The sequence below is a fragment of the Acidobacteriota bacterium genome (genome assembly GCA_016208495.1).
Classification (GTDB): domain Bacteria; phylum Acidobacteriota; class Blastocatellia; order Chloracidobacteriales; family Chloracidobacteriaceae; genus JACQXX01.
The window spans coordinates 1-23,111 of sequence record JACQXX010000002.1 but is presented as its reverse complement, the minus strand read 5'-3'; the positions used below and the strand labels follow the sequence as shown (position 1 = coordinate 23,111).

Here is a 23,111-nt window from a genome sequence, read left to right as displayed (position 1 = left end):
TTATAGCACTTGACTCACATAGAGTTCTTCAGAAAAAGGTGCAGAGTTCAAGCTTTAGCTTGCTGCGGATGAACAATTTGAATAACTCCAGTTGAATCAAGTGCTTGAGTCCTACAATATCACGATTTTCACAAGCTAAAGCTTGAACTCTGAACGGAAATCATTTTCTGAAAGGCTATACCTCAGGTTGTTGCTGATTCCTGAATGGAGATGCGATCAAAACTTCTCAAAGCTATTTTCCAGTGAACAAGTCAAACTGGAAACCCTGGACACTCAGTACCGACCGAGGAATTACGCCGCCAGTTCATCAGGCTAAAGGCTATGAGCACCTAAACCATTCGAATTCAGTTATTTCTTACCATCAAACCTCTGGTCTGAACAACTGGCGGAGTCTTTTCCACACACAGTTCCTGAGCAATTTGCCCAGGAATTTTTAATTCTCGAACGCTTCGGTCAAAAGTTGTTTTAGTTGCATCTGGTGAATGGTGTACGAACCAGTGGCTGAAGTGCCACTCGCGGGTAATCCAACATAGCGGACGGTCTGATTCTGGCGCAACAACTGACGCAACCGTGGTTCAACAAAGGTCCAGGCCCCCTGGTTTGCGGGCTCTTCCTGAACCCATCGAATGTCGGTTGCCTGTACCAGCGCGTCTGAATTCAGCAACTGCAGCAATAAAGCTTTTGGAAATGGATACAATTGCTCAACCCGAATAATCGCAGTTGTGGTTTCTTTTCCCTCTCGAAGTTTCGCTTTCAATTCGTAATAGACCTTCCCGCTGCATAATAAAACCCGTCGGGCAGAACCACTGGAGGCTGAATCAAGCAGCACCGGATGGAAGGTGACTTGAGTAAATTCGGTGACTGGAGACGAGGCTTCCGGATGGCGCAACAAACTCTTGGGCGTCATCACAATCAGCGGCTTGGCATGGGTCATCTTTACCTGTCGGCGCAAAAGATGAAAATATTGACGGGCATTTGTGCAATTGACAACCTGCATATTGCCGCCCGCACAAAGCTGAAGGTACCGTTCAAGGCGAGCACTGGAATGCTCCGGCCCCTGGCCTTCATAACCGTGTGGCAACAACAGCACCAGGCGAGTTGGCTGATTCCATTTTTCTTCACCAGCAGCAATAAACTGGTCAATGATCACCTGGGCCGCATTGGCAAAATCGCCAAACTGAGCTTCCCAAATGACCAGTGCTTCAGGGTGAGCCACGCTGTATCCGTATTCAAACCCAAGCACACCCGCTTCTGAAAGCGGACTATCATAGAGGTGAAATTGTCCCTGCTCAGTTGACAGTGTCGTCAGTGGCATCCAGGGTTCGGCAGTGTGGGCGTCAAAGAACACGGCATGGCGCTGGCTGAATGTCCCGCGAACTGTGTCCTGTCCACTGGCACGGACGGTCACACCTTCGAGCAAAATCGAGCCAAATGCCAGTGTTTCCCCCATTGCCCAATCAACCGGGACTTCTCCATCCACCATTTTGGCCCGTTTGGTTAACAGGCCCACAATTTTCGGATTGATGTTAAATCCAAGCGGAACTGCCGTGACGGCATGAGCCAGCTTTTTCAGGACATCCTGGTTGACACTGGTGCTAAATTCTTCAATGACTTCGGGTTCTTTCGGATTTGGGAGAACCGGCTTGAGATCGCGCCGAGATACGATTTCTTTGGCCCCGAGTAAGGCATTTTCATATCGGCGCACCCGATCCGCAATTAATCCGGCCACTTCTTCAGCCGTGACCACTCCTTCCTTGATTAACCGATTGCTGTAAATGGTGCGAACGCCTTCGTGGGTTCGAATCCGCTGGTACATAATTGGGAGGGTATAGGTGGGTTCGTCACCTTCATTATGACCGTGGCGGCGGAATCCAATCACATCCAGCACGATGTCTTTGTGGTATTTTTGTCGGTAGTCGAGAGCCAACTGCAACACGTGATAGGCGGCTTCCGGGTCGTCACCATTGATGTGGAAAATCGGTGCCTGAACCATTTTGGCCACATCCGTGCTATAGGTTGATGACCGGCTGTCTTCGGCAGTCGTAGTAAACCCGACCTGGTTGTTAATAATGAAATGGAGTGTCCCGCAGGTGCTGTATCCAGCCAGTTGGGACATGTTGAGGGTTTCGGGAACGATTCCCTCTCCCGCAAACGCCGAATCTCCGTGCAACAAAACGGCAAATTTGCTGTAGCGATCTGATGGGGTTAGAATACCGGATTTGGTCGCCAACTCCATTTTCTGATCCTGCTTTGCCCGAACCACACCCTCTACCACCGGATCCACAAATTCCAGGTGGCTTGGATTGGATAAGACGGAAACGCTGACTTGTTTTCCACTCGCCGTATCGCGAATTCCTGACGCCCCCTGGTGATATTTCACATCACCCTGATCATGCGGGAATTTCGGATGGACCGAGCCTTCGAAACTGGTAAAAATCCGCTCACAGAAGTGACCAATTACGTTGGCAATCACATTTAAGCGGCCCCGGTGTGCCATGCCGATCACAATATCGTCAATTCCACGGGACGGAGCGCTTTCAATCACCTGGTCAAGCAAAGCGACGATGGTTTCAGCCCCTTCGACCGAAAACCGTTTCTGGCCCAGATATTTCACGCCGAGAAACCGTTCGAATTGCTCGGCGGAAATGAGTTTCCACAGCAACTGCTTTTTCACTTCAACCGGAACGGGTGGATGGTCGCGTTCAATCTGAGATCGAATCCATTCTTTTTCTTCCGGATTCTGAATATGGCGGTATTCAATACCAACCTTACTGCAATAGTACTTTCGCAATAATTGCAAAATCTGCCGGAGGGTCGCCTTTTCAGTATTGCCCAGCCCCCCGGTAATGAACTCACGATCAAGGTCCCAAATCGTCAATTTATAAGTTTCAATATCCAGTTCCGGATGTTCCTGGAATTGCATGGCGCCAAGTGGATCAATATCAGCCACCAAATGGCCGCGGACCCGGTGCGCATTGATTAACTCAAGCACGCTTGCCTGTTTGCGGACTTCATCACGGTGACGATCAATACCTAAAATTGCCGGATTGCTGTCAACCGCCCAACGGTAAGGCTTATAGGGAATTCCCAAATCCGCAAAGATGGTGTTGTAAAAGCGATGTTTTCCGCGCAGCAGTTCATCAACAAATGCCAGAAACGATCCGGATTCGGCCCCCTGCACAATGCGGTGATCATAGGTGCTGGTGATCGTCATGACCTTGCTAATTCCAATTCGGGAAATCGCCTCGGGAGACATGGCGAGAAACTCAGGTGGGTACTCAATCGCCCCGGTGGCAATAATCAATGCCTGACCAGCCATTAAGCGGGGATTGGAGGCTGTGGTGCCAAGGGTTCCGGGATTGGTGAGCGAAATCGTCGTGCCCTGAAAGTCGGGCACTTGCAATTTCCCAGCCCGGGCCCGTTTGACGACATCATCATAGGCCGCCACCAGTTCAGCAAAATCCATTTTGTTGGCGGCTTTGATATTTGGTACCAACAATGTCCGTGAACCATCCTTTTTGGTGACGTCCACCGCCACTCCCACGTTCACGTTCGAGCATTGGACCCGGTACGAGGTCCCATCCTGGACCTCAAAAAAAGCATTCAGTTGGGGAAACCGGTCCAGGGCTTTGACCAGGGCAAACGCAATAATATGAGTAAATGAAACTTTGCGGCCTGACTGCTCCAGAAATTGGTTCATCAACCGTCGATTTTCATCCAGCAACTTGATCGGAATCTGGCGTTGGGAGGTGGCAATCGGCACGGAAAGGCTGGATTCCATGTTTTCGACGATTCGCAACGCTGGCCCACGCAGGGGGATCCGTTCCATTGAGGCATCCACCGCTGCGGCTGGAGCCAATGGCGGGACGGGTGAGGCAACCGGCTTAGAAACTTCAGCTTTTGGCGTTGCCGGCACGGAAACTGGTTGGGGAGCTGGGGCTTCGGCTTTGGGTGCCGTTACCACCGCCGGAGTTGAGACAACCGGCGCTGCCGTTATAGCCGCGGCACGGGCTGGCTGGGGTTCATTCACCGCCGCAACCTCACCCATCTTCTTCATAAAATCGGTGAAGTATGACCGCCATTCATCATCCACTGCCAGTGCGTTTTGGCGAAACAGGTGGAACAGATCAATGACATAGTTGGAATTGATGCCGAACTCGGCAGCAAGGATTTGTTCAAGTTGCGTTTTGCTCATGTAGTTGGGAACCCCCCATTTTTCTTCTGGCCGAAAACCCAGTTAAGCTGTAAATGATTGAATGTATGACAGTTGAATTGATACAAGGTGGAATTCGTTTTTTATACTCTCTCTCACGGTTTGACAAGTGTGGAAAGCGGTCCAGTCGGATTGACCAGATCTTTGAGTTCAGCAAAGGGAATGACGGCTTCCACCGTGCCACCTTCTTCAAACGGGACCTGGAAATTGATCAACAATCCCCGGCGATTGAGATTCCAGCTTGAAAAGTTTTCTGGTTTGGCACTGGTGTCCGGGAAGGTATAGCCACTCCCCTTAGCCAGTGAGGTACAGAGGGTTGAGAGTTTGGGTAAAAAAGACGAATTGGGAGCAAAGAGATCGGACAATTGTAGCATTTTTCCAGTCCGGCGGTCATAGTTTACAGCGACATCTTTTAAAACCGGAGGCACTCCGACATAGTTGATATCAATTGTCAGTCGAATGCTGATTACATCGGACGTGGTGAGGAATACTTCATAGAGAATTCCCATCGAATTGAGTTGACCGGCAACATTTGAATCGGGAGCTGGAGTCTGAACCTGACTGTATTTTTGCGCAACTTGTTCTTTAAATGAGTGATAGGCTTTGTCCACCAGCAGTTCGACTTCCTGGTTAAACCGTTGGGACAGTTCATCTTTGGCACCCGTGAGTTGCGGGTAGCGGGCCTGAAACACATAGTTTGCCGGCTGATTTTCATCGTTGCGAACCTGCTCCTTCAATTCGACCCCATTGCCAAGCGCCTGAACCTCTTCGACAAACCGGACTTTTGCAGGGTTAGACTGACCCTGGCTCGGCGCCCAGTCACCTTCCACAATGAGTTGGGCCCCCTGGGCACCGGTTTCGTTTCGTAGTTTTCCGGTCAGGGTTGCTATTTTCTGTTCGACCTGCTGAACACCAAGCGAAAACTGCCCGCCCGCCTGGAGCTTTCCTTCCAGCAGAAACGCGTTTTTCCTTCCGTGAAGCAAGGGTTTAGGGACCTCGAACACGTAGGCGCCACCCAGATCTTCTCCCGACCGATTCAGATAGAGAGTCGCCTCTTTGTCTCCAATCGTACCGGTAAACACCTTGTCAAATTGAGTTGGGAGATCGCCCACCCCGGTCACTGGATTCGGGGTTGGAATCGGAACCGGCGGTGTGGGAGGTGGCGCTGGGGGCGACGAAGACGAGCGACACCCCACCAGGCTGGAGCACAAGAGAAGGGTAACGATCAACAAGAATTGAGCACTTTTCATTCGTGATTTTTGAGATTTAAAGGCCGCTCAGGCGGGATGAGTCACAAAAGGGCGGTGAGACAAGGAATACCATTTTGGAATGGAACCCCTGCATTAAAAAACAATCAAGCAATTCAATCAAATAGACTTGGTGAACTACTGACGACTAACGACTGACTACTGACTGGGATACTTATTCTGTTCGGACCAGTTCGCGGGCACGTTCGGCGGCTTTGACCACCGCTTTGATCAACGTCACCCGAAGCTTTCCTTCTTCCAGTTCAAGCAATCCATCAATGGTGCAACCAGCCGGAGTGGTCACACTATCTTTCAGCAATGCCGGGTGCTGGCCGGTTTCCAGGGCCATGCGGGCGGCGCCAAGCATCGTCTGCGCCACCAAAAGCGTCGAGATATCTCTTGGAATCCCAAGTTTTACACCGGCTTCAGCCAGAGATTCAATCACGACATAAATATAGGCGGGTCCACTTCCTGAAAGTCCGGTCACGGCGTCCATCAGTTTTTCATCCAGGAACGCCGTTCTCCCAACGGCTGAAAAGATGGTCTCGGCGATTTTCAACTGATCGGAGGTAACGTGTTTTCCACGGCACAGCACTGACATCCCTTCATTTAAGAGGGCTGGCGTGTTGGGCATCACCCGAATCACTGCCGTTTCAGCCGGCAAGCGTTCTTCAATAAAGGAAGTGGTGACAGAGGCAGCCACACTGATAAAGAGTTGAGTACGATTGACTACTGGTCGAATCTCGCCCAGGACTCGATCCATGTTTTGGGGCTTAACCGCCAGCAAAATCACGTCACGACCTTCAACAGCCTGGCGGTTATCGAGTGTGGTCGCAATTCCCAGTCGCTCTGAGACCCGAGTGAGTGAGGCTTCGTGACCAACTGTCCCGGTGATGTCTTCCCGGCTGACATCAGCCCGGTGTAACAGGCCAGTGACCAGGGCTTCGCCGAGCTTTCCAGCACCAATGATTGCAATCTTCTTACCACGTAACATTGAATGACCTTTCCGTACCAAATGTTAAAAGACTTTCATTTCTATCTGATTTTCCAGCAAAACAACAAGCCAGAACCAGCAAATTTGTCGTACAGTGGGGTTTCTTTCTACCCCAAGACAAAAAAGAGAATGATATCCTATCGTTTTCAAGTACCATTTGAGAAACACGATTGAGGTTTCAGTCAACAGACTCGGCCCGCAAGGGCCGGGCTTGAGTCGTGAAGCCACGACGCCATCCTGACGGATGGTCGGTGTGGGGAGATTGGTTCAAGCTCCAGTTGACCAGCCCCCGTGCAAATCACGGGAACCGATTGGGAAGAATCCATAGGTACCTGCGGATACCGCCTCAGTCCGCTGCCCTACGGTGACCGGTTAAACAGGCATGGGAGTCAGTGCCAGTGCCAGTCACGGCAAACCTTCCCAAATCCGGTCGAGAGGAGGACGGATTCAACCGACGGTGACAGTCCGGTTGATACGCGCTACTCTCCGCAAGGAGAAGTTCGAGGTATTTTTTACCTCAAGAAAGAAAGTGGATGGGGTCACCTTCCTCCACTTTCTTTTTCCCTCATGACACACAAGGAGCGGCGTTTCCTCCTGGCCCTGAAGGACCGGGAGGAAACGCCGAAGATAGAATGAAGACACTTTTAAAAAGACACTTGTTATCGAAGCATTCACCTTTTCAACACACCTATTTACACTTCTTTTCAACACCACGTACACTTCGCCACCTCCTGGCAATCATTCTGCTTTCGGCTGGTCTTTTAGCCCTGCTTCCCTTCTGGGGAGGGCTGATCTCTGAGGCACAGAGTGCTCCCCAAATCACCAGTCTTTCCCCATCGCAAACCAGCGTTGGGCAGGTCCCAAAGAAAATTACCATTCTCGGTTCTGGGTTTGCCGCCGGCGCCCAGGTTGAAGTTTCAAGTTCGGCTTCCACTTCCACAATTGCCGCCAAAGTCTCAAGCAGCACACAACTGGTTATCAAAGGGAAAAAACTCCCAGCCGCTTTTTTTTCTCAGGATGGTCAACTGCGCCTTGTGGTGATCAGCAATGGCCAGCGATCCAATGCCTTCACCTTTACCATTGGGAACGGCGGATCAACCGGTGGCGGAGTCCAGTTTCAATCCGTGGATCCGGTGCTGCAGGAAGGCGGCACCCTGCAGGTTCGGGCACAAGTGGTTGATTCACAAGGAAATCCAGTTCCAGGTACGGTTACCTATGAGTCCGGCAGCCCTGAAATTGCAACGGTTGACACCAGCACTGGACTGGTTCGGGGTGTGACGCGTGGATTTGCCACCATCACGGCCCGGTCAGGCAATTTATCAGCCGGGTTAACCGTGACGGTGACCCGAATCGAGAATTCAAACGACACCAATAACGGCGATCTGGTGCTCATTCGCGACCAGGCGGGACGACTCTACACGTCAAACCCAACCCGTCACATCATCAACCGGCGCGATGGATTTGGGCAGGCCATTCGCCTGTTTGCCGGACGTGATCAGACTCCAGGAAATCTGGATGGAACCCTGACCCAGGCATTGTTTAATAGTCCGATTGGATTAAGCATTGATGACCGGAATGGCCGGATTTACGTGGCAGACACGGCAAATCACATCATCCGGGCGATGTTACCGTCTGGAAATGTGATTACGATTGCCGGGATCAAGAATCAGGCTGGCTCAACGGATGGCCCAGTGACCACAGCCACGTTCCGCAACCCGCGAGCGGTCGAAGTTGATTTAGGCGGCAACCTGTATGTCGCCGACACTGAAAATCACACCATCCGCTATATTGATTTTTCAACCAACACCGTCTCGACAATTGCTGGGGTGGCGGGTCAGGCTGGACTTCAGGATGGAGTTGGCACTGGGGCTCGATTTTCACGCCCAACCGGGTTGCGTCTGAGCCCGGACAAACGCATTTTAAATGTGAGTGATGCTGGAAACGGTGTGGTTCGTCAGGTTACCCGCAATGGTGAAGTCCGCACCATCCGCCAAAATCAAAGCCGTGGATTGTCACGCTCGGCCTATTCGCCACACCTCCAAACTGGTGGCGGGGCCTTTCAATTCACCAATCCACAGGCTGTCGGTGTTGATTCGACTGGAAATGTTTATGTTGGAGATCAAAAAGGTGTGGCCATTCTGCTTCAACGGCAGGGTGATTTTTTTGACTCCGTTTCACTGGCTCCAATCGGCGTGTTGGGTTCGCCTTCGTCTTTTAGTGTTGCTGGGGCCGATGCCATCACACTCAACACCACTGGCCCAAGCCTGAGCCGGGTCACGGTTTCCCCCCCCGAAATTACCTCAATCACTCCCAACCAAACACCCATTCGAACCTCAGTTCCGGTCACGATTCGCGGTCGGAATTTTGCTCCTGAATCGGTGGTGCTCATTGACGGTGTTCCAGCCACCGATGTCATCTTTGACAATGCAACTCAACTTCGAGTCACGACACCCGCCAATGAAGCCAGCGGCCCGCAAATCCTGACCGTCCAGCACCGTGGCGGCATTGCGCAGACCCAATTTACCTACCTTCCACCTGATCTGAGTGCGATTAGTGCCGGGTCAATCACCACGTTTATCGGGGGTGGTCGCTTTGCGGGCGATGGTGGGCCGGGCCTGCAATCCCCATTGATTGCGCCCGGAGGGATTGTGGTTGACGGTGCTGGGAACCTGTTGATCGCCGATACCAAGAGTTCCCGCATTCGAAAGCTTGCCTACGACACCAGCATCATTACCACCATTGCTGGAACCGGCCAATCAACGCCTAACTTTCTCATTGATGTCAACAATAAACTGGCCACATCGGTCCCAGTTTCATTCCCATCTGATGTAACCGTTGATATAAAAGGTGATATTTACCTGATTGCACGCTTTTCGGCACAAATTTACAAAATTAATGGCCAAACCGGAACCCTCACCGTTGTCGCTGGAACTGGGATTGCTGGTTTTAGCGGCGATGGAGGACTAGCCACTCGTGCCAGGTTCAGTGCCAGTATGTTTGCACTTCAGGTTGACCGGTCAGGAAATATTTTTGTGGTTGACGGGGGGAACCAACGCATTCGGCGAATTTCTCCCCAAGGCACCGTGACCACAATTGCCGGCAATGGCCAGCCAGGAAATACCGGTGATAATGGTCCAGCAACCGCCGCCGCCATTAACGTGGATAATCCAGATATTCCTTTGACTGGTGCGCAATGCGCGGTTGATCGAGATGGGAATTTCTTTTTTGCCGACACCTTCAATTCAGTTGTTCGCCGAATTGATGCCCGAAGTGGAATTATCACCCGAGTTGTGGGCACTGGCACACCAGGAACAACTCGGGACAATGTTCTCGCCTTACAGAACCCGCTCCAATCTCCGGTTGGAGTTTTCGTGGCTGACAATGGGGATTTATACGTCACGGATACTGATTCTGCTCAGGTTTGGCGGGTTGATGCCACGACAAAAATCATGCGACTGGTGGCTGGAACCGGAGTTCAGGGCGTTGGTGGAGAAGGCACCCTGGCGACAAATTCGGCATTGAGAGTCCCAACGGCAACGGTGGTTGATGGAGCTGGGGGGATTTTCATCAGTGATTCCGGAAATAACCGGGTCCGAAAAATTGACTCTCGAACCCAAATCATTCGAACCATTATTGGCGGTGACACGAGAGCGATTATTGGAGATAGTGGCAGCGCCATTCGAGCCAGATTGGTTACCCCAACCGATGTTGCGGTGAGTGCGACTGGGAATTATTTTGTGGGTGATCCAAATGATGGTCGAGTTCGCCTGACGCGTGGCGGCACAAACCCGATTCAAACGATTGCCGGAAATGGAGAACTCAATCCAAATCAACCCCAGACAGGGGTTCCCGCCAACTCAGTCTCAGTCAATGCCCAGGGAATTGACGTGGCCATCAACGGGGATTTGCTCATTGCCGACCAGTTTTTGGGCGCTATCTGGCGAGTTAATTCCGCCGGCATCCTGTCGCGTGTAGCTGGCAACCCGGAGGGAAGCCCCCAGGATGGAATCCCAGCTCTCTCAGCTTTCATTCGACCACTGGATGTTGCGGTGGATGGTGCTGGAAACATCTATTTTTCCGAGGGGGAGACTGTTTTTGGAGTTCCCTCGCGAATCCGTCGAATTGATGCTCAATCTGGAATACTGACAACAGTGGCTGGGACAGGGATTCCAGGTTTTTCAGGGGACGGTGGGGCAGCCTTCAACGCTCAATTAAATGAACCTGAAGATCTGGCGATTGACCGTGACGGGAATTTGTTTATTTGCGATGCCCAAAATAATCGAATCCGACGTGTTGATGCACGAACCCGTGTCATTACAACCGTGGCTGGTACTGGCAATCCAGATTTTAACGGCGAGAGCGGCACTGCAACCGCAATCAACCTGGGCTCACCTTCAGGACTTGCCATAGACGGAAGCGGAAATCTGTTCATCAGTGATTACCTCAGCCTGAGAATTCGCCGTGTTCAGCTTTCCACCAACCAATTAACAACCATCGCTGGAGTTGATTCACTTGATTACAAAGGGGATGGCGGGCCTGCCCGCAATGCCTCCCTGTTTATCACATTTGGACTGGCTGTTGACCGAAGTGGAAATTTGTTGATTGCAGATACCGGCAACAATCGAGTTCGAATCATTAAAAGTGCGGCCTCACCAGCAGTCAATCCTGGCGTTGGACCAACGGGAGGCATTCTCAATAGTGACATTACTGAAACTGAACCGAATGACCTCCCGACCAATGCCCAGGCTTTGAGTGGAACAACTATCACCGTGAATGGCAATGTCAATCCAGGTGATAGCGGTGGGACCTTTATTCAGTTTGGGGATAACACCCAGGATCGAATTGAAGATCTGTACCGCATCACCATCCCGTCCACAATGACGGTTGCCCTGGCGCTCGACTGGGCACAGACCTCGGCGGATCTGGATCTCTATCTGTTCAATAATTCTCTGGTACCAGGGTCAGCCAATGCAGCCATTGTGGATGCTTCGGCTTCTGAAACGCTCAAACCTGAACGCATCGGCCCACGCATTTTGCAACCAGGAACCTATTACATTGGGGTCAGCCGCTTTGACCAGTCCAACAGCCTGGCGACCAGTTACCAGCTTCGCTTCGCCAGTCAACCTGGCGGAACCTCACAAACTTTGAGCCTGGATGATGGCCGGGCCGAACTGTTTTTCGCCTCAGGAACTATTATTTTTGCAAACCGACTGACACCCCCAAGTTACCCGGCGACACTCAATCAGGTGCTCCTTTCGGTCAATAACCGGGCAACGGCGCAACCAGCTTCAGCCGTGGGATCAATCGTGCGGATTATTGTGTATTCGGTTGACACCAGTGGACAGCGAACATTGCAGGGAGTTGAAAACTTTCTGATCACCAATGACGGGACAACACCAGATTTCACCGCGAATACCTTTAACATCACTGATGTCACGATTCAAAACGGGAGCTTTCTGGTTGGCTATCAGGTTGTCCAACCAAATTCATCTGGGGTGTCACCCTTTGCAACCGTGGATAGTACATCGCCCAAACGAAACACGTTTATTTCAGTGGATAACGGCACAACCTTTGCAGAGCTGGTCTCCCAAAATAATCAAATGGGAAATCTCCTGCTGCGTGGCGAAGTGACCTTGTTTAACAACACCCTCCAGGTTGTATCACCTGACTCCACTCCATTTGAGGGACTCAGTCAGAGTGTATCCATGCAACAACTCCAGGCTATCGAAGCCGCTCCAACTCCACCAGTGAAGCAACTGATTGGGCTCCATCGTTTGAATCTGGAATCAATCGCAACCCGCCATGAGATTACTCTGGAACTGGCTGACCCAGCCGGGATTTCGTCCGTTGAAGCCCTGATCAACCGTGGTGAAAACGAACACTGGATTCCGATTGAAATTCGCCGCCAAAGTTTTGATCCGATAACCCGATTGTGGACCATCACGGTCACCAGCCAGCCAGAGTACAAAGCCTTCCGGTACCGAAATCAGCACGGATGGCTCAGCAACGTCAAGGAAACTTCCCCTTCCGCCAATTGATCTTCAACCGTAGTTCACCAACATCCAGCCGTGGGATAAATTTCAAGAAGATTTTGTCCCACGGCTGACTCCCCCAGGTTCGCCCCATAATGAAGCCATCATCCAAATAAATCTTTATTCAGGAGAATCTATGTCTGAAAATCAACCATCCACGGCACCTCCATCTCTTCCCCCCAACGTCACCGTGCTCCACCTCATCACCGGGCGTTGGATTTCACAGATGATCTATGCGGCAGCGAAACTGGGCATTGCCGATTTGCTGACGGATGGCGGTAAGCCCGTTGAAGAATTAGCCCAGGCAACGCAAACCCATCCTCGATCCCTGTTTCGACTCTTGCGGAGCCTCGCTGCCGTGGGAGTATTTACCGAATCCAAACCCCACTTTTTTGAATTGACGCCGCTTGCGTCCTGCCTTCGTTCAGACGCCCCTGATTCCATGCGGGCCATGGCGATTATGTTTGGTGAAGAATTCCACTACACGGCATGGGGAAACATCCTTCACAGTATTCGCACTGGCGAGACTGCAATGAAACTCACGCATGGCAAAGAGTTTTTCGACTTTCTTTTGGACCACGCTGAAATTGCCAGTTTATTTGATCAGGCGATGACCAGTGTTTCAACTCTGGCCATTCATGCGGTCACGTCAGCCTATGACTTCTCTTCAATTGGTACGCTGGTGGACATTGGCGGGGGGCACGGCAGTTTGTTGACCACGGTGCTCAAAGCCAATCCGCATCTGAATGGAATTTTGTTTGATCAGCCGTTTGTGGTCGAACATGCCAAAAATCTGGTTGCCGAAGCTGGTATGGAAGATCGCTGTACTCGGGTGGGCGGAAACTTCTTTGAATCAGTGCCCTCTGGCGGCGATGCGTATATGATGAAGTACATTATTCACGATTGGGATGATCAACCGGCAACGACAATCCTGAAAAACATCCACCGGGCAATGAATCCAACAGGTAAAGTCCTGGTGGTCGAAACCCTGGTGGCACCAGGAAATGAACCGTGTCTGGCGAAGGTTTTGGATATGGAAATGCTGGTGATGAGTAGCGGTCGTGAACGAACAGTTGAAGAGTACGCCGCACTTTTTGAAGCCTCGGGCTTTAAGCTCAACCGGGTGATTCCAACTCAATCACCGATGAGCATCCTGGAAGCCGTTCAAGCCAATTAGAGCCTGGGGAGGGCTCAGGGCTCAGGGCTGAAGAAGTTGGGCTCGGGGTATGAAACCCGTTTTCTTCCGCCCCGAGCTTGCGAGTCTTCAGCCCCAAGCCCTGAGCCCTGATTTTTCGACTTATTCGGCTTCGCGTGCAGTTTCGTTACCTGCCGTCAGCGAAATAACGTACTCGCCGGTTCGTTTCTCAGACAGTGTCGTGACTTCGATATAGTACGTCCCATCGGCTGGCAGCTTGAAAAAGCCTGGTCCCGCCGGAATTCGTGATCCCAATGTCCCGCCAGCATCATCGTTTTCAGTCACAATTGTTCCATCAGTTCGCAGTAAATACACATAGGTATTGACGCTTGGAGTGTCAACCTGAATCGCAATCAGGTCGCCGGTTTTGCCTTTGAACTGATACCGATCAGCAAAGTAGTTCCTTCCACGAATAAAGGATTTGCAATCACTGGTATCAAGCGAGCCGGCAATGGTCTGCCCACGCTGAATGGATTCAACGGAATTACACCCGTTCACCATAAACTCCTGTGAGGTAACCGCACTTCCACCTGGGTTGATGACAGTAATCGGACCAGATGTCGCCGCAATCGGAACGGCGACCACAATTTCGATGGTTGACCCGCGAAGTACCTGGGTTGGTCTCCCATTAAACCGAACATCGAGTTCTCCGGCAAAGTTTTTGCCTTGAATTTTGACCTCATCACCAACTTGTCCGCTCTTAGGTGAAAAATCGGAGATTTCGGGCGGAGCCGGAGCCCAGGAAAACTCCGCCACTGCGCCGCCTTCACGATCATAGTGCTCCATGGTCAACAGGTGCTCGCCCGCCGTCAGATCCCAATCCACGGTAAATTCAGTTGGTCCCTGGTCCTGCCATCGGTTGAGAATTCGAATTGAATCAATGTAGAGCCGGACTCCATCGTCGGCTTTGGTTCGGAACCGATACACAGCGCGTTCCGGGAAGGTTACCCTTCGTGTCCAACGAACTGAAAAGCCGTCCTCAGGAATACCGCACACTCCGGCTGGACTCCCAGCCCAGGCAAGTTTGATAAACCCTTCTTCATTCGTATCGTCGCGGACCGCCAGGGCTCTCCCGTCGAGATTACGGTTTGGATAATACTCACCTTTCCAACGTTCTTCCGGCACTTTTACCCGGCACCGGGTGGGGTCGGGAGTTCTAATTTTAAACTGCTTGGAACTGGTGCCGGTGCCGGCTCTGTTTTCCACAATGATCTGGGCATCCGCGGCACCGGGGGGAACGCCGGTCGTGATCTCGGTTGCCGACACAACCTTAAAAGATTTGACTGGAACATCACCGAACCTGACGGATGTGATATCAACAAAATTCACCCCTTTGATAATCACGAATGTCCCAACAGGTCCACGGCCAGGGGAAAAACTGTTGATTTGCGGGCGTAACGAGGTATCCACCTGAAAGGAAGCTGTACTGGTTACTGCACCATCCGGGGTTCGAATGGTTATTGGCCCACTGGTGGCACCAGCCGGAACTTTGGCAGTGAGCCGGGTAAAGGAAGCGACCGAATATTCCAGGGATTCAGTCGCATTAAATCGAACGGATGTCGTCCCTACAAAATTGTTTCCTTCGATGGTGACGAGGGTTCCAACTGGGCCCATGACCGGAGAAAAACTGGAAATGGTCGGAGGTGCTCCAGAAGTCACAATAAACGATTGCGGGCTGGTGGCCTCTCCGGTTGGCGTTTTCACTTTGATTGGGCCCCCAGTGGCTCCGACCGGCACCGTTGTGGTAATTTGAGTGGCCGACACAACGGTAAAGTTGGTTCCAACGCTGGTCGTATTAAATGACACCTCGGTGGCACCGGTAAAATTGGTTCCCATGATGGTCACCTGGGTACCTGGTGGCCCCGTGGTTGGGGTAAAGGAAGTAATGGTTGGATTGTTTGACTGGACGGAAAAATTGTCTGAACTTGTCCCTGTTCCAAGTGGGGAAATAACTGAAATCAAACCGGTTGTTGCATTTTGAGGGACGACTGCCGTGAGTTGACTGGCGGATTCGATTTGAAACGACTGGGCGGAAAACCCATTAAACCTGACAGATGTGACCCCAACAAAATTTGAGCCTCGAATCGTCACCGTGGTTCCGGCAGGACCTGATTGAGGAGAAAAACTGGTGATTCGGGGAGCTCCCTGACGTCGGATCAGGGGATGTCGAAACAGTTTTTGATCAACTGCGGCTGAAGCCAGATACACTGAAAATGACATCAACGTCAAAGTCAGCCCGATCAAGATCAGAGGAATGAAAAGATGGGAAGGAAACTTGCGGAACATAAACGAAGGCCAACAACCTGATCCAGAAAAATCCGCCCATCTCAACGCCAGTCTGCCCTGGGTCAATTCAAACTGAGATGGGAAAGACAACTGGCGTTCAAACACCGCCAGTTGTCTATCGGTAAAATTAGAGTTTCCGCTTGGCAAAGTACCAGTCGGTGATTTCATAGTCGGATTTCAGCCGTTTTTCGGCATCTTCCTGAGTTTGTGGAGGCGGAACAATCACATCGTTTCCTGGACACCAGTTGGCTGGTGTGGCCACACCGTGTTTGTCAGCCGTTTGCAAGGCATCAATGACGCGCAACACTTCGTCCATATTTCGTCCGCAGGACATCGGGTAGTAAATTACCGCCCGAACTTTGCCTTTTTCGTCAATGACAAAGACGGCACGTACCGTTGCGGTTTCGCTGGCATTGGGATGAATCAACCCAAATCTGGACGCCACTTTCATATCCAGGTCGGCAATGACCGGGAATTTCACTTGAACATTAAAATTCTGTTCAATATTTCGAACCCAGGCCAGATGTGAAAACACACTGTCAATTGACAGACCAATCAATTGCACGTTGCGGGCTGCGAAATCATCAGTCCGCCGGGCAAATTCAATGAATTCTGTGGTACACACCGGAGTAAAATCGGCTGGGTGAGAAAAGAGGACAACCCATTTGCCGCGAAGATCTGACAGCCTCAGCATCCCCTGGGTAGTTTTTGCTTCAAAGTCGGGAGCATCATCGTTGATTCTTGGCATTGGATTGAGTTGAGATTGAACAGCACTCATGATGAATTTATCTCCTTGAAAAGTAAGGTTCCCTACATGTAAAAGGTTCGATTGTTCGTGCCAGAACTGGCACTATGGAACTGGCGACAACGCAACTCGTCGATTAGGGTTGAGCACAATATCAGCGAACGATACCCAACGCAATAGAACCCTATGGGGCACCTTTCTTCCTGTCTTTCCGATTCTCCCTCTGTATTTTCACGATCTGGCGCGGTTGTGAATGAGTCGGTTTATCGCCAGAGACCACCACTGGTTCCATTTTTTCTGGTTGCAGGCACTGATCCCATTTCTGGCACGCCACTTGCTTTTACCTTTTCCACATTGAGCAAAATCCAACTGAAATTAAATTTTTGTTGAACAACCAGCCTCATTTCGTTGTGACCGGAGACGCCTCCGAAACCGGATTTCCCTCAGAGAGTAGTTCCAGTCGCGATAAGAAGCTGAATTTTTCAGGTATTTTGCCACCAACGGGAAAGGATACCGGAATGAATACAGCATCAAGAAAACAAAATAAATCGAAATTTAAATTAAATACATGGCATCTGATCGTGCCGGCAGTGGTCATTTTTCTCCTGGGGCTGTGGGTCTTGTTCGGATCAACCAACCGGGCCCGGACTGAATTGCGCATTCTGCAAGATCCAGACGCCGTTCCACCAGTTTCAATCAAGGCGGGAGGAACTCCGAATCCGATTGCGTCGCCGCTTCCACCCGCACCCCGATATGCCCCACCACTTCCGCCAGCCCAGTCAGGTATGCCACCTACGATTGAACCCAGTCTGCTGCCTGGGCAAGTCTCGATTCCCCAACCAATTGTGGCGTCGGTTCCAGCACCCACCCCCGGATTAGTGACTGGACCGGCTTCGCTCCCGACCTCATTGACACCACCTCCAACGACACCGCCTCCAATTTCAGGTCCGGCACTGTCTCCGAATGAACTGGAACTGGCGCGTCATTCAATGGTTTATGCGGTGCTCCCTGAGGATCGCCAATCAAATCGAAACCGGGGCCAGTTTTCTTATCGAGGTGTGCCCCTTCGACTCTCAGCGACCGCCAGTCAACCAGTGATCGGAACACCCGGACTGGTTGTTCAGGCAATTTTGACCCAGGGGATTCCAGGGTTAACCGAAGCTGGTGCCATGGTGACTGGAAGAGTTGTCCAAACCGTGAAGAACCGAATTCTGGTTGAATTTTTCCGATTGACGACTCCAGACGGAACTCATTACCGAATGAACGGAAGTGCCCTTGATACAACAGATGGGGGAAGTGGGCTGGTCGGCATCTCAAAAAACTCAAGGCAGTGGCCAAAATTGTTAGGTCAAATTGCGAGTCAGGCACTCCCACTGCTGAAACGAGGTGGAACTATTGTCAATAACAATGGGGGAGGTGCCCAACCAGCACCGGCCACGCCGGCCAACGTCACCAGCTTTCTGGGAGGGCCAGTTATTGTCCAGATTGTCACGATTGACGGAATTGAGTTGCCACCGCCAGTCAATGCGCCATCAGCACCAATCAGCCCTCAGCCAATGCCTCCGCCAGCGACACCGCCAACCACATTACAACCAGGGGGCCTGGGGACGACAGCCACCAACCAATCGGTTCCGGTTCCAGGGGTAAACCAATAATACCATTTTGGGATGATCCTCTTAGAAAACAGTCAAATAATTCAATCAAATGGAGTTAGTGAATAACTGACGACGGACTTCTGACTACAAACTGGTATCAACATATGACAAACGGTAAACTGATTTCCTGCTTATTGATCTTCTACTTTCTATTGAGCCATGCATTGACCGGAATGACTGGTGGGGGAACCTTTGTTGTGGCGCAAACACCTGGGACTCGGGTGGATCCATTTACTCCGGTTCAATCACAAAAAACCAAATCTCTTTCCAATCGTCGGCCTGCGGCCAATCACAATTCACAGGTAACTCCGCGTGGGCTTCAATCCGCACCGGTGGTGACAACGCTTCCCGCAACAGGAAAACGATTTGCCTTGATTATCGGCGTGGATTCCTATACCGATGCTCAAATCAATCCGCTTCAAGGCGCCGGGAAAGATGCTCAATTACTGGCTGACACACTGGTTGACGTCTCCGGGTTTGATCGTCAGCAGGTTTTTGTCTTGACCTCACACGGGAATCCAACCCAGCAACCGTATCGTGCCAACGTCTTGCAACGACTGGCTCTGATTGGTCGGAGCATTCCGAAGGACGGTTTGCTTCTGGTGGCCTTTTCAGGTCACGGCGTCGAGCGGCAGGGCAAGGCTTTTTTGCTTCCATCCGATGCCAGAATTGACACCGACCCACGGTTGCTGAGCGAAACCTGCCTGGATGTCGAAGAACTCAAAACCATGATTCGCGGGTTTGGCGTGCAGCAGGTTTTGTTTTTGATTGATACCTGCCGAAACGAAGTCGTGGCAAGCCGCTCAGGAATGTCTGATACGCTCAGTTCAAATTTTGCCCGATCATTTCGATTTGAGGCCCGAAACCGCGAAGTCCGTGCATTTGCCACGCTGTATGCCGCCTCTGAAGGCGAACGTGCATTTGAATATTCCGACAAAAAGCATGGCTATTTTACCTGGGCGCTGGTGGAGGGGCTTCGCGGTGCGGCCCAAAATTCAACCGGACAAATCACCCTGGCCAATCTGGTGAATTACCTCCAAACCCAGGTTCCCCAACGGGTTCAATATGAATTGGGAAAAGAACAGCATCCCTTTGCTGAAATCAGCGGATATCGCGCCGACCAACTGGTACTTTCCACTCCTGGACAAACGGCAAGTGAATCGAACATTCCAACGACGATCTTACCGTCTCATACACAGATTGCTTATTCTGACCCACGTCGCTCCAGCCAGTCTGAACCACTGTTGCGGGCTTCTCATCAGCCGCGTGAACTGGTTGAAAAACTACCGAATGGATTGTCATTGGAATTGGCTGAGCTTCCGGCTGGGTCGTTTCATCTGGGTGCCACGCCAGCCGAAGCGAATTCCATTCTGGTTGAGTTTCAAACCGCTGGGATTTCTCCGACATTAGCCAAACAACTTACCAACTGGCAAATCAACGGCGACCCGGTCAGTGTGTCACCGATTGCCATCTCACGGCATGAAATTTCCCAGGCACTGTGGAGCGTTGTCGCGAAGTTGCCCAAAATTCGGCTTGAACTTCCAGTCAACCCGGCAATGTTTCAGGGGGAAAGCCTTCCGGTTGAAACCATCTCCTGGGATGAAGCCATGGAATTTTGCGAACGGCTATCACGCCTGACTGGGAAAAAGTACCGGCTGCCAACCGAGTCCGAATGGGAATATGCCTGTCGGGCAGGTTCGGCAACACCCTTTTCATTTGGACAAACACTGTTACCGACTGTGGCAAATTTTGATGTCACCGCAGGGAACAACTTGTCGAATCCCGCAACTGGACGCACCGTTCCGATTGGCAGTTTTGGAAAACCAAATCAATTTGGGTTGTTTGATATGCACGGTAATGTGTGGGAGTGGTGCCTTGATAGCTGGTCTGACAAACCGTCGGCCACTGGAATCAGCCAGGTTCACCCCTTTGCCTTTCAATCTTCTCCCCTCAAGACCATCCGGGGGGGAAGCTGGTTTAATCCGGCCCCTTCCTGCCGATCCACTTCCCGACTGGGACTGAAACCAACTGACCGTAGCTCAACCGTTGGGTTCCGAGTGGTTCTTGAAAAATAAAACTCTGGTCCCTGGTTCGTTGAGGATTTTGGTTCCTCAGCACCAGGTACCAGTCGCTACCACAAATTCTTGATTCGACCTCATATTTCTTTCCGAAGGAGCTTATTCCCATGTCAGTCCTGGCCCAATCTTTTGATTTTGAATTGTTTTTCAAACCCATCTCAACCGAATCGCCCTGTGGCGAAGATCTTCGATTTACATTTGATTATGACGCGTTGATGGAAGCCCGACGCTCTGATAATCAGTTTGCTGACACCATCGGCGGCAATCTGAAAACGGCTGATTGGGATGAAGTCTATGAACTCGGAACCCGCCTGCTTACCACTGAGACCAAAGACCTGCAAATTGCGGTTTGGATGGTCGAAGCCATGATTAACCTGCAAGGGCTGATGGGATTGCGGGATGGGTTGAAACTGGTCGAAGGCATTATGAGCCGGTTTTGGGGTTATTTACATCCGCAACCTGATGACGACAATGATTTTGAAGGTCGAGCCAATGCACTCTCCTGGATGGACCGTGAAGTGTCCTTACTCATTACCCAAATTCCATTTTCTCAAGGTGTATCAAATCACATTTACAGCTTTGCGCAGTGGAAAGAAGCTGAGAAATACAAATTGCCGGATACTTCGTTTGGACTTTCAGGGGACGAGCAAATGAAGTATGAGGAAATGAAAGCTGAAGCTGAAGCTGAAGGAAAAATTACCAGTGAGCAGTGGAAACTCGGTGAAACCACTACCTCGCGTGAATTTTACCAAACCTTATTTTCCATCCTGGGCGAATGTAAAAGCGCCTTTCTCGAACTAGATCGGGTCATTGATGATCGGTTTGGCCGGTATGCACCCGGACTCAACAACCTGAAGAAAACGCTGACTGAAATGCAGGATCTGGTCACACGAGTCCTGAAGGACAAAGGGTGTCTTCCAGGCGCAACGACTTCACCAGCCCAGGCTGGTCAAACCGCTCCATCGTCTCAGCTTGCAAATAACACATTCCCTTCAGTGAATGGACAAGTCACCAGTTCCATCGAAACCGGCGGCGCCCAATATGGTCCACTTCGTTCGCGTCAGGACGCACTCAAAATGCTGGCCGATGTCGCCACCTATTATCGTCAGGCGGAACCGCATAGCCCAATTCCCTATTTGATCGAACGCGCCATCCGCTGGTCAAATCTGTCGCTTCAAGATTGGCTTCGTGAAGCACTCAAAAGTGATGAAGCCCTGGGAAATGTTCAGGACCTGCTGGGCATTGGCTTATAACTCTTTGGAGTGCGGTGGCTTGACCCCGCTTTGCATATTTTTTCGGAGCTCGTATGACTCAATATACCGACCGCGTGATTGGCTGGCTCAATCAATTAAAAGCTCAAATCGGGAGTTCCAAAGCACTTCGGATTGCGGTACTTGGTCCTCAACGGCGGCATCTCTTTGATGTCGCCGAACAACTCTCTGGAACCGCACTCATTAACGGTGATCACGATCTGTGGCCACTCGACCTGATGGCACTGGGAAAACAACATCACCCGGTTCTGTTTCTGTTGACTCCGAGCCGACGGGTTGCCGAGCATTTTTTTGAGCTTTCAACCGGCCAAAAACAACAGCCAGTGCATCGCGTTACACTTTGGCTCGGCGAACATTTCCGGCGGATCTCATTTCCGCACAATGCGGACGAGAACTGGCAGATGTTTTTGGGGTCCCCCAGTTTGGCTGGGACTGAAACTCCAGAAATTGAAAGTCGCCCGCTGTATGCACCCCGATTGCGCTCCTCACATCGAACCACCAGCCTTCGGTTTATTTCGGAACTCCAACTCGACCCCGTGAATGAACGTCAGGTCGCCAGTATCGAACGGCTGGTTGATTTATTAGAGCGCTATGACCAGACCATCGCGGTCGAAGCTCCTGAATGTCGCTCAGATGCTATTCACTTGATTGCCGAGCTCAAAAAAAAGGTCCACACCGAAAAACCGCATCCTCAGTATTGTCATAAATGCCGGACTGACCTGGGGAAATGAAATGGTTTAGGATAATACCAATTTGGAATGAACATATCGCATTTTTGAAAAGCTAAGTTGCTGATATGAATATATTTCCCTCAACCCTTAGCCCGGCACCCTCAACCCAAAATGGTATAAACCCCAGTCATCATATTGGTAGGGCTTTGACCCCTATTATTCGACAAACGATTACGATCAAATTGACTTCACCACTATTTGATCATTACAACAACGAAAGGATATCCCATACTTTATGTTCTCGTTTACACCAACTTTCATTTCAGCGAAGTGGCATCCACAGGTGAAGACACTTCTGTGCCTGACACTCATTTTCGGGGTTTTTGTGGGAACAACCCAACCCAGCTTTGCCCAACAATCAGCTTCCAAACCGTCTGCGTTGTCTCAGGAAGAAATTGCCCAGGCTCAAAAGGTGCTTCACCAGTTTCTGGACACCTGGTTGATTCAAAAAAGTCCTGGGAAAATGAAAGAAATGCTTCATCCACGAGCTTTCTCAAAACCCGAAATTTTTGATGAAAATTATCAGCTATAGGTTTTCAGAAAAAGAATCCGGAAAATCTGACGCAATGAGTCAAAAGGGTTGACGAAGGAAAAAGAAATGAGTATTCCCGACAGAACAAAAAATAGACAGAAGGAGAATACTCATCATGGTGGCCTATCATAG

12 protein-coding genes are annotated in these 23,111 nt (G+C 50.9%); 7 read left to right on the top strand and 5 right to left on the bottom strand.

The window, feature by feature from the left end; translation table 11 throughout:
* Nucleotides 1-433 precede the first annotated feature (433 nt).
* The 3 genes from HY774_00170 to proC form a co-directional block, all read right to left on the bottom strand.
* Entirely contained in the window at nucleotides 434-4,195 is a 3,762-nt protein-coding gene (locus HY774_00170) for a multifunctional oxoglutarate decarboxylase/oxoglutarate dehydrogenase thiamine pyrophosphate-binding subunit/dihydrolipoyllysine-residue succinyltransferase subunit (GenBank protein MBI4746873.1), read from the bottom strand.
* 113 nt (nucleotides 4,196-4,308) lie between these two features.
* Nucleotides 4,309-5,463: a hypothetical protein gene (locus tag HY774_00165; protein MBI4746872.1), complete on the bottom strand. Its 1,155-nt coding sequence runs from the start codon at nucleotides 5,461-5,463 to the stop codon at nucleotides 4,309-4,311.
* A 172-nt stretch (nucleotides 5,464-5,635) separates the two neighbouring features.
* On the bottom strand, nucleotides 5,636-6,454 hold the full coding sequence (gene proC, locus HY774_00160) for a pyrroline-5-carboxylate reductase (GenBank protein MBI4746871.1): 819 nt from the start codon (nucleotides 6,452-6,454) through the stop codon (nucleotides 5,636-5,638).
* A gap of 632 nt (nucleotides 6,455-7,086) precedes the next feature.
* Here proC and HY774_00155 point away from each other — a divergent pair.
* Both HY774_00155 and HY774_00150 read left to right on the top strand, forming a co-directional pair.
* Nucleotides 7,087-12,492: an IPT/TIG domain-containing protein gene (locus HY774_00155; GenBank protein ID MBI4746870.1), complete on the top strand. Its 5,406-nt coding sequence runs from the start codon at nucleotides 7,087-7,089 to the stop codon at nucleotides 12,490-12,492.
* 130 nt (nucleotides 12,493-12,622) lie between these two features.
* The gene (locus HY774_00150; protein MBI4746869.1) at nucleotides 12,623-13,663 is read left to right on the top strand and encodes a methyltransferase; all 1,041 of its coding nucleotides are present in this window, start codon (nucleotides 12,623-12,625) and stop codon (nucleotides 13,661-13,663) included.
* 120 nt (nucleotides 13,664-13,783) lie between these two features.
* Here the strand turns inward: HY774_00150 and HY774_00145 are convergent, their stop codons facing one another.
* Both HY774_00145 and HY774_00140 read right to left on the bottom strand, forming a co-directional pair.
* The gene (locus HY774_00145) at nucleotides 13,784-16,135 is read right to left on the bottom strand and encodes an IPT/TIG domain-containing protein (GenBank protein ID MBI4746868.1); all 2,352 of its coding nucleotides are present in this window, start codon (nucleotides 16,133-16,135) and stop codon (nucleotides 13,784-13,786) included.
* Nucleotides 16,095-16,745 carry a peroxiredoxin gene (locus tag HY774_00140; GenBank protein ID MBI4746867.1) on the bottom strand — a complete coding sequence of 217 codons (651 nt, stop codon included), beginning with the start codon at nucleotides 16,743-16,745 and terminating at the stop codon, nucleotides 16,095-16,097. Before HY774_00140 ends, HY774_00145 begins: the two co-directional genes overlap by 41 nt.
* A 485-nt stretch (nucleotides 16,746-17,230) precedes the next feature.
* Here HY774_00140 and HY774_00135 point away from each other — a divergent pair, with 485 nt between their 5' ends.
* The 5 genes from HY774_00135 to HY774_00115 all read left to right on the top strand — a co-directional run bounded on the left by HY774_00135 (nucleotide 17,231) and on the right by HY774_00115 (nucleotide 22,979).
* Entirely contained in the window at nucleotides 17,231-18,367 is a 1,137-nt protein-coding gene (locus tag HY774_00135; GenBank protein ID MBI4746866.1) for a hypothetical protein, read from the top strand.
* 104 nt (nucleotides 18,368-18,471) lie between these two features.
* Nucleotides 18,472-20,442, top strand: a complete 1,971-nt coding sequence (locus HY774_00130; protein MBI4746865.1) for an SUMF1/EgtB/PvdO family nonheme iron enzyme — start codon at nucleotides 18,472-18,474, stop codon at nucleotides 20,440-20,442.
* 110 nt (nucleotides 20,443-20,552) lie between these two features.
* Nucleotides 20,553-21,698: a type VI secretion system protein TssA gene (gene tssA, locus HY774_00125; protein MBI4746864.1), complete on the top strand. Its 1,146-nt coding sequence runs from the start codon at nucleotides 20,553-20,555 to the stop codon at nucleotides 21,696-21,698.
* A 53-nt stretch (nucleotides 21,699-21,751) separates the two neighbouring features.
* On the top strand, nucleotides 21,752-22,447 hold the full coding sequence (locus HY774_00120; protein MBI4746863.1) for a hypothetical protein: 696 nt from the start codon (nucleotides 21,752-21,754) through the stop codon (nucleotides 22,445-22,447).
* Between the two features lie 235 nt (nucleotides 22,448-22,682).
* Nucleotides 22,683-22,979: a hypothetical protein gene (locus tag HY774_00115; protein ID MBI4746862.1), complete on the top strand. Its 297-nt coding sequence runs from the start codon at nucleotides 22,683-22,685 to the stop codon at nucleotides 22,977-22,979.
* Nucleotides 22,980-23,111 lie beyond the last annotated feature (132 nt).